At 58.1% G+C, this 12186-nt stretch carries 10 protein-coding genes; 8 read left to right on the top strand and 2 right to left on the bottom strand.

The annotated features are described in order from the left end of the window. The first annotated feature begins 98 nt into the window (after positions 1-98). From GPK89_RS06655 to GPK89_RS06635, 5 genes are all read left to right on the top strand, one after another. Positions 99-1025 carry an RluA family pseudouridine synthase gene (locus GPK89_RS06655; protein WP_346344840.1) on the top strand — a complete coding sequence of 309 codons (927 nt, stop codon included), beginning with the start codon at positions 99-101 and terminating at the stop codon, positions 1023-1025. A gap of 33 nt (positions 1026-1058) precedes the next feature. Further along, positions 1059-2897, top strand: coding sequence for a peptidoglycan DD-metalloendopeptidase family protein (locus GPK89_RS06650; RefSeq protein WP_215692120.1), 1839 nt, complete (start codon positions 1059-1061; stop codon positions 2895-2897). A gap of 183 nt (positions 2898-3080) precedes the next feature. Then, on the top strand, positions 3081-4364 hold the full coding sequence (locus GPK89_RS06645; protein ID WP_215692119.1) for a UDP-N-acetylglucosamine 1-carboxyvinyltransferase: 1284 nt from the start codon (positions 3081-3083) through the stop codon (positions 4362-4364). 57 nt (positions 4365-4421) lie between these two features. Continuing rightward, complete coding sequence (locus GPK89_RS06640; protein WP_215692118.1) at positions 4422-5210, top strand: MBL fold metallo-hydrolase; 789 nt, start codon at positions 4422-4424, stop codon at positions 5208-5210. A 14-nt stretch (positions 5211-5224) separates the two neighbouring features. Then, entirely contained in the window at positions 5225-5710 is a 486-nt protein-coding gene (locus GPK89_RS06635) for a 23S rRNA (pseudouridine(1915)-N(3))-methyltransferase RlmH (protein WP_215692117.1), read from the top strand. A gap of 117 nt (positions 5711-5827) precedes the next feature. Here GPK89_RS06635 and GPK89_RS06630 read toward each other — a convergent pair whose 3' ends face one another. After that, the gene (locus tag GPK89_RS06630) at positions 5828-7351 is read right to left on the bottom strand and encodes a 4Fe-4S dicluster domain-containing protein (RefSeq protein WP_215692116.1); all 1524 of its coding nucleotides are present in this window, start codon (positions 7349-7351) and stop codon (positions 5828-5830) included. Positions 7352-7549: 198 nt separating this feature from the next. Then, a complete protein-coding gene (gene mtaB / locus GPK89_RS06625; RefSeq protein WP_215692115.1) occupies positions 7550-8848 on the bottom strand; it encodes a tRNA (N(6)-L-threonylcarbamoyladenosine(37)-C(2))-methylthiotransferase MtaB in 1299 nt (432 codons plus the stop codon). A 127-nt stretch (positions 8849-8975) separates the two neighbouring features. On the opposite strand from mtaB, the gene GPK89_RS06620 reads away from it, so the two are divergent. From GPK89_RS06620 to GPK89_RS06610, 3 genes are all read left to right on the top strand, one after another. Beyond that, on the top strand, positions 8976-10151 hold the full coding sequence (locus GPK89_RS06620) for a D-alanyl-D-alanine carboxypeptidase family protein (protein ID WP_215692114.1): 1176 nt from the start codon (positions 8976-8978) through the stop codon (positions 10149-10151). 110 nt (positions 10152-10261) lie between these two features. Further along, positions 10262-11596, top strand: coding sequence for a glucose-6-phosphate isomerase (locus GPK89_RS06615; RefSeq protein WP_215692113.1), 1335 nt, complete (start codon positions 10262-10264; stop codon positions 11594-11596). Between the two features lie 48 nt (positions 11597-11644). After that, positions 11645-12049 (top strand): type IV pilus twitching motility protein PilT, encoded by a 405-nt coding sequence (locus tag GPK89_RS06610; RefSeq protein ID WP_215692112.1) that lies wholly within the window; start codon positions 11645-11647, stop codon positions 12047-12049. Positions 12050-12186: the final 137 nt, after the last annotated feature.

Here is a 12186-nt window from a genome sequence, read left to right as displayed (position 1 = left end):
GCTGTTTTTCTGCCTGCGCATTGCCAGACATTGGGGTTTGCATCACAGCGCGTTTTGTGGTATAATAATCACATATAGGCTTTGAGGAGGGCGGCACTGTGACCGTTTTGCGATATACTGTGCCGCCGGAGAACGAGGGCTGCAAGCTGGGGCTGTTCCTGCGAATGCAGGGCGTCACGGCAGGGCTGATCAAGTCCGTCAAGCACGACGGCAGCGGCTTTTTTGCCGATGATGCCCCCCTGCACACCAACCAGCCGGTGCACGCCGGGCAGTGTATTTCCTTTGCGCTGCCACCGGAACATGACACATCGGTGACGCCGCAGCCGGTACCGTTTTCCATCGCCTATGAAGATGAATTTGCCGCAGTGCTCAACAAGCCTGCGGGCATCGCCGTACACCCCACGCTGAACTACCCGGATGGCACGCTGGCCAACGGCTGGCTGTACCATCTGCAGCAGCAGGGGCGTACCGGCATTTTCCGCCCGGTCAACCGCATTGACAAAAACACCAGCGGTCTTGTGCTCTGCGCCCAGAACGCCTTTGCCGCACCGTTGCTGGCCGCTTCGGCCCACAAGTGCTACCTTGCCATTGTGCAGGGGGCAATGCCGCTGGTCCGCGGCAGGGTAGAGGCCCCCATTGCGCGGCGGGGTGATTCCATCATTGGCCGCTGCGTGCGGGAGGACGGCAAGTACAGCCTGACGGAATATCAGGTGCTGGCCGTGGGCCGCAGCCACAGTTTGGTGGCCTGCTGGCTCTGCACCGGGCGCACTCATCAGATCCGCGTCCATATGGCGTATATCGGCCACCCGCTGGCGGGGGACACCCTCTACGGCGGCTCGGATACAGTCATTGCCCGCCACGCACTGCATTGCGCCATCCTGCATTTTGCCCACCCGCTGACAGGCAAGCCTATCCGGGTCGAGTGCCCGCTGCCCGCCGACATGGCCGCCCTGACCGAGGCTGAAGATTTGATGGACGGCTGGCAGCTGAGCAGTCTGCCCTGCGGCGAAGATGCACTTACTTAAACTTTGTTACACACGGAAAGGAGCTTCCGTATTTTGAATCCCATCCAAACCGATGCGACGCCGAAGAGTGAAACCCTCGCCGGTCAGTCGGAAAGCGCGGAAAATGTGCGCTTTGCCCATTCCTCCCAGGAGAAAAAACGCAACGAGAACCGCCGCAAGGCATCCCGCTACATGAAAGATTTGCAGCGCCGCAGTGTTGTCGGCGATATGCTGTACATGGTCGGTTTCTGGGTCGAGTATGTCTTTGTCTGCGTCGGCCGCAGGCTGGGCGCTGTACTGCACGGTGTCGCCGATACCGCGCTGAACCTGCTGCTTATTGTGTTGCGCCCGATTTTGATTGGGCTAATCACGCTGGTGGAGGATCTGACCGGTCCCTTCGTGCGCATGGCGTCGGGCATCCGCCACATCCAAGCCCTGCCGGACACGATGGAGGAGAGCGAGGCCGGCACTGTCCGTGCCGCCAAGGCCAAGTATCTTGCCAGCGGCATCCGCAAATATGCCATCGTCGTATGGAACGCGATTACATACATCCTGCCCGCCGTGGCAGCTGCGGGCCTGGTGGTCATTGTGCGCGGCGGCCTGGGCCTGAAGTTCGTGCTGAACGTGCAGGTGAACGGCGAAAACGTCGGCTATGTGGAGAGCGAGCAGGTGTTTGAGAGCGCCCGCGAGGATGTGCAGTCGCGTATCAACACCGCCAAGCGTATGCTGCAAAATTCCGGCTCAGACATCACCGACACAAACTGGGACGTCTACCCGACCTATTCGCTGTCCATCGGCAACCAGACAATGACCGAGAGCGAGATTGCCAACGCCATTCTGCGTACCGCCAGTGACGAGATCATCAACGGCACGGCTGTTTATGTGGACGACCAGCTGCTCTATGTCACCACTGAGGGCGACCACCTGCGCACCTATCTGGAAAACATCAAGGCCCCCTTTGAGGATGCCATGGACAGCAGCATCTACACGGCGTTTGCCCACAGTATCCGCTTGGTGGACGGCGTTTACCTGCAGGAATCCGTCAGCTCCTACGCCGATGTAATCAGCGCGCTGAGCGAGGGCGGCGGTATCCACACCTACACTGCTGTCGAGGGTGACACCGTACAGAGCGTTATCGACACCACCGGCGTCAATTTTGACTCGCTGGCACAGATGAACCCCGACCTGCTCTCCCTTGACCAGGAAATTCCTGAGGGCACCGTCATTACGACCGGCGCATCCTCGGCAGAGCTTATCAAGGTCAAGGTCGTCCGCCGCGACACCGAGACCGTGGCAATTCCCTTTGACACCCAGAACTCCGAGTCCGACCAGTACGATTTCGGCAAGGTCGTGACCGTGCAGGAGGGCGTGGACGGCTCGGAAGAAATCACCTACGAAACCACGATGATCGACGGTGCGGTCACTGACCGCCAGGCTGTGGCCTATAATGTGTTGCAGGCCCCCACGCCGGAAATCACCGTCACCGGTACCAAGCTCAAAAACGGCATGGTCGCCAAGGTCGGCTCTGGTTCCTTCATCTGGCCTGTGCCGGGCTACAAGTATGTCAGCCGCTGGATGGGCAACGGCCACCGAGGCGCAGATATCTGCGCGGCCTACCACACGACCATTATTGCGTCCGACTCCGGCACGGTCGTTGCTGCCGGCTGGCATTACTCCTACGGCAACTATGTCGAAATCGACCATGGCAACGGCTACCGTACCCTGTACGGCCATATGTCCGAAATTGCCGTTACCCAGGGCCAGGCCGTCAGCCAGGGCCAGACCATCGGCTATGTCGGTTCCACCGGCAACTCCACTGGCAACCACTGCCACTTTGAGATGTCGTATAACGGCGCACTGTTCAGCGCCTATACGCTGTTTCCCGGTATGTAATTTGGCTTGAAAGTGCTGTCGAAAACAAGCACATCTTGTACTGTTTCACAAAAATTTTGCAAATGGGTAGAACAGGACTTTTCAATCACCGCAAAATGTTGTATAATCATGTAAAGTGTGTACTATTGGAACGCTGTCTGACAGAGGGTTGACGGCGAACCGCTGCACAAAGGAGAGCTACACTTGGAAAAATACGTTATTCGCGGGGGCAAGCCGCTGGTCGGCGATGTCAACATTGGCGGTGCCAAAAACGCCGCAGTTGCCATACTGCCTGCCACGATTTTAGCGGGCGGAAAATGCCTGATTGAAAATCTTCCCTGCATCAGCGACGTTATGGCGTCGCTGCAGATATTGAGCGAGCTAGGTGCCAGCATCCGCATGGTCAGCCGCAGCACCTATGAGATCGATACGACGCATATTGACAGCACCGAAGTCTCCAATGAGCTGTCTCGCCAGATGCGTGCCAGCTACTACTTCCTTGGCGCACTGCTGGGCCGCTTTGGGGCGGGGCAGGTCGCCATGCCGGGCGGATGTAACCTGGGTCCGCGCCCCATCGACCAACACTTGAAGGCATTCAACGCCTTCGGGGCCGAGGATTCGGTGGAGTACGGTCAAATCCATGTCAAGTCGAATCACCTTGTCGGCGGCCATGTGTTCTTTGACACAGTCTCCGTCGGCGCGACGATGAACGCTATGTTGGCGGCCGTTCTGGCTGAAGGCACTACGATCCTTGAAAACGTCGCACGTGAGCCGCACATCGTTGACCTTGCCAACTTCCTGAACATGATGGGCGCAGATGTACATGGCGCCGGTACGGATGTTATCAAAATCCACGGCGTCAAGCAGCTGCACGGCTGTAACTACTCTATCATCCCGGATCAGATCGAGGCCGGCAGCTACATGGTAGCCGCCGCCATCACCAAGGGCAATATCACGCTGCACAACGTCATCCCCAAGCATATGGAGCCTATCACGGCCAAGCTTCGTGCCGCAGGCTGCGAGGTGGAGGAATTTGACGATGCCCTGCGCATCACCCGCACCGGTGAGCTACGTCCACTGAAACTCAAGACGATGCCGCACCCCGGCTTCCCGACGGATATGCAGCCGCTGATGACGGCGCTGCTGACCCTTGCCAAAGGTACTTCCATCGTGACCGAGGGCATCTGGGAAAACCGTTTCCGCTATGTGGATGAGTTGATCCACATGGGTGCAAACATCCAGGTGGATGGCCAGGTCGCCGTCATTGAGGGCGTCAAGGAACTACACCCCGCGCCGCTGCGAGCTACTGACCTGCGTGCCGGTGCCGCCATGGTCATGGCTGCGCTGGCAGCCGACGGCACAAGCGAAGTGGATGAGACCATCCACATCGAGCGCGGCTATGAGAACATTGTGGAGAAACTGCAGGCCCTGGGCGCAGATATCCGTCGTGTGGAAATTCCGGCCAATGCCGTGAGCCGGGCAATGTAAAAAACTTCTGGGCCGCTTAGGCGGCCCAATTTTTATGGAAAGCGTTAGGACAGACAAATGGCATATTTTACCACCTTGTATTCTGGCTCCTCCGGCAACTGTGGGCTGGTGCGCTGCGGCGACCAATATCTGCTCATCGATATGGGCAAAAGCTGCCGAACAACTCTGACTGCGCTGAAATCCCTGGGACTGGCCGTCAGCGACTGTGCTGGCATCCTCATCACGCACGAGCACTCCGACCACGTCGCCGGGCTGGACACCTTCCTGAAAAAATATCCCACCCCGCTGTACGGCTGCGCGGATACGCTGGATACCCTGCAATCCAGGGGAACCATCCCGCCTACGGTGGATGCAATTCCGGTGGACGGCCAGACGCTGGAAATTGGTGAGTTTACCGTGACATCTTTTCCCACCAGCCATGACGTGCCCTGCTGCGGTTACCGCATCCGCGCAACGGACGGCCATGTGATGGCCCTTGCCACTGACCTTGGCTATCTGACGCCGGTCGTACAGGATAACCTGATCGGGTGTGACCTGGTAGCGCTGGAGGCCAACTACGACGCTTTCAGCCTGCACGGCGGGCCGTATCCCTACTATTTGAAAGTCCGCATTGCCAGCGACCGGGGCCACTTGGACAACAAGGCCTGCGCGGCGGAAATTCTTGACCTAATCCAGGACGGCTGCAAAAAGTTTGCCCTCTGCCATTTGAGCCAGACGAACAACTCGCCGGAGCTGGCGCTGACTACGGTCTATAACGTGCTGCTGGCAGCGGGCATCCAGCCCGGGCGGGATGTGCTGATTCAGGCGCAGCACCGCAGCGAAGTCAGCCCCTACATTGAATTTTAAGCGGGGGGAAGACCATGCAGAATATTGATTTGATTGCCATTGGCAAGATGAACGCCGCCTACTTCGCGCAGGGTGTAGCCGAATATCAGAAGCGGCTGGGTGGTTTCTGCAATTTCCGCATTATCGAGCTGCCGGAGGTGCAGATTGCCGACAAAAACGCCAGCGATAAGCAGATTGCCAAAGCCCTGCAAAAGGAGGGAGAGACGATTTTAGCCAGCGTGCGCAAGGGGGCGTATCTTGTTGCCCTCTGTGTCGAGGGCAGGCAGGTGTCCAGCGAGGACCTGGCTGCCATGATTGCTGAGCGTGCCATGAGCGGCGCAGGGTATATGGCGTTTGTCATCGGCTCCTCCCATGGGTTGGACGACAGCGTCAAGCGTGCCGCGCAGGCCCGCATCAGTCTGGGGCGTATCACATTGCCCCACCAACTGGCTCGCCTGGTCCTGACAGAGCAGCTCTATCGCGCCTGCACCATCAATGCAGGGATGAAATACCATAAGTAGGGGCGTCCTCGACGTCCCGGGCGGATGACAAGCATCGGCCCGCAAACCAACCGCCACCCCAAAACAAAAACTGCCCTGTGGAGTCATTCACTCCACAGGGCAGTTTCTATTTACAAATTAGTAGTGCAACAGGTCGAGAGAATCCTGATACGGGGTCTCGGTGGCGACCTTCATGGTGGCTTCGCTCTTGTACTTGTTCAGCATAGCCACGCTCTTGGCGGGGTCAGCCAGCGTACCGGCACCGGCAATGCAGCCGCCCGGACAGGCCATGCCTTCCAGCAGGTAGCCATTGTACTTGCCGGCCTTGGCCATCATCATCATCTTCTTGCAGTCGGCCAGACCCTGGGCGCTCATGACCTTGACCTCGCGGTCGGGATCCATCTTCTTGATGGCGTTGACAACAGCCTGGGCAACACCGCCGGAAGCTGCAAAGCCACGGGCATCAGCACTGGCGCTATTGAAGGCATCCTCCGGGTTGTCGGACAGGTCCGCAAAGTTGACAGCCTTCGCCTCGAACAGGCCCATCAGTTCCTCAAAGGTCAGCACAAAGTCGACCTCACTGCGGACGGAGCGACGGCTGGCTTCCAGCTTCTTGGCGGCGCAGGGGCCGACGAAGCAGATGCGGGCGTTGGGCTTTTCCTTCTTGATGAGGCGGGCGGTCAGGACCATCGGGGTCATGGCCATGCTGATGCACTCAGCCTGCTGGGGGAACAGCTTCTTCGCCATAACGCTCCACGCGGGGCAGCAGGACGTGCCCATGAACGGGATCTTGGCGGGAACTTCCTCCATGAAGTCCTTCGCCTCGTCGATGGTGCACAAATCGGCACCGATAGCGACCTCGGCCACATCGGCGAAGCCCAGCTGACGCATAGCCTCCTTCAGTTTGGCGGGGGTCATACCGGGGAACTGGTTGATGAAGGCGGGGGCGACGATGGCAACGACCTCGTCACCGCGCTTGATGGACTGGATCAGCTGGAAGATCTGGCCCTTGTCGACGATAGCGCCGAAGGGGCAGTTGACAAGGCACATACCGCAGGAAACGCACTTATCGTAATCGATCTCGGCACGGCCGTGCTCGTCAGAGTGGATCGCGCCCATGCCGCAGGCGGCGGCGCAGGGACGCTCGGTCTTGACAATGGCGCTGTAGGGGCAGCTGTTGACGCAGCGGCCGCACTTGACGCACAGGCTCTGGTCAATGTGGCTCTTGCCGTTGCGGAAGCTGATGGCGTGCTTGGGGCAGACCTCCTGGCAGGGATGCGCCAGACAGCCCTGGCACATGGCCGTGACCTTGATGACCTTCTCCGGGCAGGCGTTGCAGGCAAACTTGATGACGTTGATCAGCGGCGGCTCGTAGTACTTGTCTGCGATGACGCTGTGCTCCAGACCCTCGCTGGCAGGGACGCTCTCGTCCAGCGGGCGCAGGGACATACCCATAGCCAGGCGGACACGCTCAGAGATGATGGCTCTCTCCAGGAAGATACTGCTACGCAGGGATTTCTCCTCGCCGGGGATGATCTTGAAGGGCAGCTCACGCATCAGCTGCTCGTAATCGGAAAGCTCGTTGACCTCATAGGCCATGCGGGCAACCTCAGTGAACACCTTGCGACGGATATCCGTTACGGGGGTGTAAATGCCTCTCATTCTAATTGCTCCTTTTTTTTGCTCCGTTTGCTCTTAAATGGACTTATCGGCGGGCATACCCGCTCCTGTTAAAATTTTACCAAAAATCCATGCTTTTTGCAAGAGGACAGGCAACAAAAAACAGGAAAAATAAGCATATTTTTTGCTTCGCAGTAAATGTAGGGTCGAACATTGTTCGCCCCTACAAATATGTAGCTATCAGATACTCTCCGCCCGGCAGCGTTTGCCGTCCCACGCTCCCAGCGTCACATCCACAATATCCCCGGTTTTGTGCCCGGGGGCGCTGACCAGCACCGGCAGGTACTGCTTGGTGTAGCCGGTGAACAGCGTGTTGGACAGCGGCGTTTCCAGCAGTACACTGGCCGTGCGGCCCTGCATGGCGGCCACCTCGGCGGCGCGTACTTCCTCCACAGCGGCGGTCATACGGCGGCTGCGGGATTCCTTCTCGTGCTCTGGCACCTGGCCGGGGAAGTCATACGCGGCTGTTCCCTCACGGCGGGAGTAGGGGAACACGTGTACCTTCAAAAATTGCATCCCGGTCACGAAAGCCATGCTGGCTTCAAAGTCTTCCTCGGTCTCACCGGGAAAACCGACAATGACGTCGGTCGTAAAGCTGACCTTCTCCGCACCGAAGGCTTCCCGCAGTTTGGCGGCAATGTCGGCGTACTGGGCCGTGGTGTAGGGGCGGCGCATGGCGCGCAGCGTCTTATCGCAGCCGCTTTGCAGGCTCAAATGGAACTGCGGGCAGAGTTTTTTCACGCCCGCCATCCGGAGAATATCCTCGTCGTGCAGCATATCCGGGTCCAGGCTGCCAAGGCGGATACGCTCAATGCCAGGTACCTCGGCGGCTTTCTCAATCAGTTCCACCAGGCTTGTGCCGCTGTCGGTGCCGTAGCTGGGCAGGCTGATGGCCGTCAGCACGACCTCTTTATAGCCTGCGTCGGACAGACGGCGCAGTTCTTCCAGCACGCTGGCCTCGTCTCGGCTGCGCACCGGGCCGCGGGCGCGGGGAATGACGCAGTAGGCACAGCGGCGGTTGCAGCCATCCTCGACCTTGACAAAGGCGCGGGTGTGCTCGGCAAACTTATCCATGGGCAGTTCTTCAAACCGTTCTCCCTTCTCGTGGGGACGGATATCTACCACGCGCTCCTCCTCGCCGTTCAGCACCTTCTGCACATCGGCCAGAATCGCGTGCCGGTTGCCGGAGCCGGTCACAACGTCAGCCTCGGCGATCTCGGCGGCCTCCTCGGGGAAAGCCTGGGGATAGCAGCCGGTCAACACCGTCACCGCGCCGGGGTTCTCGCGCTTGGCGCGGCGCAGCCACTTACGGCTTTTCTGATCACCGAAATTCGTGACGGTGCAGCTGTTGACGATATAGACATCGGCCCCTTCCTCGTTGGAGACGACGGTGTAGCCGTTTTCCTCAAACAGCTGTGCCAGTGCGCCGGTTTCGTTCTGATTTACCTTGCAGCCCAAGGTGTAAAAAGTTACCCGCATGGTTTTGTGTCCTTTACATATAGAATAGCTTTCCTATTATAATAGAAAAACCACGAAAGCGCAATACTAATTCCAGGCGCCGCCGCATAGCTTTAGACAAAGCGATTTCCGCCGGAGGTGTGCTGCCATGAAAAAACGTGTCATAACTCTCTTGCTCTGCCTTGTATTGGCGGTGCTGTCCATCCTGCGCGGGTTTGCTGCGTCCGCTGAAGGCATCACCCCTGCCACAATCGCCGACTTTGACGTGCCCTGCGCGGCGGCTATCCTCATTGATGAGGACTCCGGCACAGTGCTGTACGAGAAAAACGCCGACGACCGTCGCCCCATTGCGTCCATCACCAAAGTTATGACGCTGCTGCTGACCTTTGAGGCACTGGAAGCGGGGAAGATACACCTGGACGATTTTGTCCCGGTCAGTGAGCATGCCTACCACATGGGCGGCAGCCAGATATGGCTGGAACCCGGCGAGCAGATGACGCTTAACGATATGCTCAAGGCCATCTGTATTTCCAGCGCCAACGATGCCGCTGTGGCGGTGGCCGAGTATGTCGGCGGCAGTGAAACGGCGTTTGCCCAGCAGATGAACACCCGCGCCGCCGAGCTGGGCATGACGAGCACCCATTTTTCCAATGCCTGCGGCCTGGACGAGGAAGGCCACCTCTCGTCAGCCCGGGATGTGGCCCTCATGAGCCGCGAAATTCTCCTGCATCATGCCGAGGTGCGGAACTACTGCTCCATCTGGATGGATACTCTGCGCGGCGGCGCAACGCAGTTGGTCAACACCAACAAACTGCTGAAAAGCTACTCCGGCATCACGGGGCTGAAGACCGGCACCACCGGCAAGGCGGGCGTCTGCATCTCCGCCAGTGCCGAGCGCGACGGCCTGCGGCTGATTGCCGTTGTGCTGGGGTCTGCCTCGGGCAAGGAGCGTTTCCAGGCTGCCAGTGCGCTGTTGGACTACGGCTTTGCTCACTATGAGAGCGCTGCCGCTGAGCTGCCCGACGATGCGCCGCAGACGCTGTCCGTCACCCACGGCACTGCGGAAACCGTGACACTGACCTATACGGCCCCGAATCGCTGCCTGATGCCTAAGGGCGAGGGCACGGCGTTGGAAGCCGCTATCGACCTGCCCGAAAAGCTGGAAGCCCCGGTAACGGCAGGGCAGACTGTCGGTACTGTGACGATACGCAATAACGGCGCGGAAGTGCAGGCATACCCCATCACGGCAGCACAGGACGTTGATGCGTTAAGTTTCGGCTATTGCTTCCGCAAATTGGCACAAAGCCTGGTGGCTTTGGATTGATTTTGTGCAAATTTCATGAAAAAGTCGAAAAAACACCCCGGCTTTTGCTTGACAATACCGACAGAAAACGGTATCATTGGGATATAAAAATAACAAAGGAGGAGTTAAAGATGGCTGTTAGTTTTAACGGTAAGCATCTTGCAAAATTCATCCGTCCTGAAGAATATGAGGCAATCTATCCGCAGGTCGAGTTAGCCCACAAGCAGCTGGAAACCAAGACTGGTGCCGGCAATGACTTTTTGGGTTGGCTGGACCTGCCTGTTACTTATGACAAGGAAGAATTTGCCCGCATCAAAGAAGCTGCGCAGAAGATTCGTTCCGATTCCGATGTGCTGCTGGTCGCCGGTATCGGCGGCTCCTACCTGGGTGCCCGCGCTGTGGTCGAGGCCGTCAAGGGCCTGTATCACAACGAGGTCGATGACGGCCTGAAAATCTACTTCTGCGGCAACACCATCAGCCCCACCGCGCTGAACGATATCATCAAGCTGACGAAGGGCAAGCGTTTCTCCATCAACGTTATCTCCAAGTCCGGCACCACCACCGAGACGGCCCTTGCCTTCCGCGTGCTGCGCAAGCTGCTGGAAGATTCTGTCGGTGTCGAGGAAGCCAACAAGCGCATCTACGCCACCACCGACCGCGCTAAGGGCACGCTGAAACAGCTTGCCACCGAGCAGGGCTGGCCCACCTTCGTTGTTCCTGATGACGTCGGCGGCCGCTACTCTGTGCTGACTGCTGTTGGTCTGCTGCCCATCGCTTGCGCCGGTATCGACATCAACGAGCTGATGCAGGGTGCTGCCGAAGGCCGCGAGAAGTTTGGCAAGCTGAGTATGGACAACGATGCTTACCGCTACGCCATGACCCGCAACATCCTGTACCGCAAGGGTAAGAGCGTCGAGACGCTGGCCTGCTTTGAGCCTGACTTTACAATGATGAACGAGTGGTACAAGCAGCTGTTCGGCGAGAGCGAGGGCAAGGATCAGAAGGGCCTGATGCCCACTTCCTGCATCTTCTCCACCGACCTGCACTCCATGGGCCAGTTCCTGCAGGACGGCGCTCGCGTCATGTTTGAGACTTACGTCGATATCAAGAACACCCGCAACGACTTCTATATTGAAGAGCTGGAGGGCAACTTCGACGGCCTGAACTTCCTGGCAAACCAGAACATGAGCGTCGTCAACCGCAAGGCTATGGAGGGCACCATCCTCGCCCATACCGACGGCGGCGTTCCTCTGGGCCTGATTGAAGTTGACAGCCTGTCCGCGCATGATGTCGGCGAGTTGATTTATTTCTTCTGGAAAGCCTGCGCGATTTCCGGCTATCTGCTGAGCGTCAACCCGTTTGACCAGCCCGGCGTTGAGAGCTACAAGAAGAATATGTTCGCCCTTCTTGGCAAGCCCGGCTATGAGGATCGCAAGGCCGAGCTGGAAGCTGCACTGAAAGATTAAAGGAACTACGCGCACCGCGCGCTGACGAATATAAGGAGGTAACCCCCTATGCTGAAACTGATTGTTGGAACCAAAGGCTCCGGTAAGACCAAGACCATGATCGATATGATCGACAAGGCCGTTAAGACCACCTCCGGCAACATTGTTGTCATTGAAAAGTGCATGAAGCTCACCACCGAGATCAACCACTCCGCCCGCCTTGTTGACGTGGACGAGTACGGCATCGTCGGCGCTGATATGCTGTACGGCTTTGTCGCCGGTATGCTGGCTGGCAACTACGACATCACCGAACTGTTCCTGGACGGCATCCTGCGCATCACCGACCACGACATGGCCGCTGCTGCCAAGGTTCTGAACGCCATCGACAAGATCACCTCCAACATCGAGGTCGTCGTCACCGTTTCTGCTGACGCTGCCGATCTGCCGGAGGATCTGAAGAAGTTCGTCATCTGAACCTTTTAGGATCACAGAAATTGAGATTTCAGGGCGGGGAAGTGCTTCCCGCCCCGATTTTATGCGAAAAATCCAAAAAAATCTCAACTTTTTGTGTTTTACGTGTTGACAAGACCCTTCCGCTTGTGTATACTATT

Origin of the sequence: Gemmiger formicilis, from assembly GCF_018784445.1 — a bacterium.
GTDB lineage: Bacteria > Bacillota > Clostridia > Oscillospirales > Ruminococcaceae > Gemmiger.
This window is presented reverse-complemented; position numbering and strand designations above follow the sequence as displayed.

Bases quoted from the DNA above. Each gene is read 5' to 3' on its own strand.
- GPK89_RS06635 (WP_215692117.1), top strand. From the start codon at position 5,225: ATGCAGAATATTGATTTGATTGCCATTGGCAAGATGAACGCCGCCTAC.
- mtaB (WP_215692115.1), bottom strand. From the start codon at position 8,848: ATGCGGGTAACTTTTTACACCTTGGGCTGCAAGGTAAATCAGAACGAA.
- GPK89_RS06615 (WP_215692113.1), top strand. From the start codon at position 10,262: ATGGCTGTTAGTTTTAACGGTAAGCATCTTGCAAAATTCATCCGTCCT.
- GPK89_RS06610 (WP_215692112.1), top strand. From the start codon at position 11,645: ATGCTGAAACTGATTGTTGGAACCAAAGGCTCCGGTAAGACCAAGACC.
- GPK89_RS06640 (WP_215692118.1), top strand. From the start codon at position 4,422: ATGGCATATTTTACCACCTTGTATTCTGGCTCCTCCGGCAACTGTGGG.
- GPK89_RS06620 (WP_215692114.1), top strand. From the start codon at position 8,976: ATGAAAAAACGTGTCATAACTCTCTTGCTCTGCCTTGTATTGGCGGTG.
- GPK89_RS06630 (WP_215692116.1), bottom strand. From the start codon at position 7,351: ATGAGAGGCATTTACACCCCCGTAACGGATATCCGTCGCAAGGTGTTC.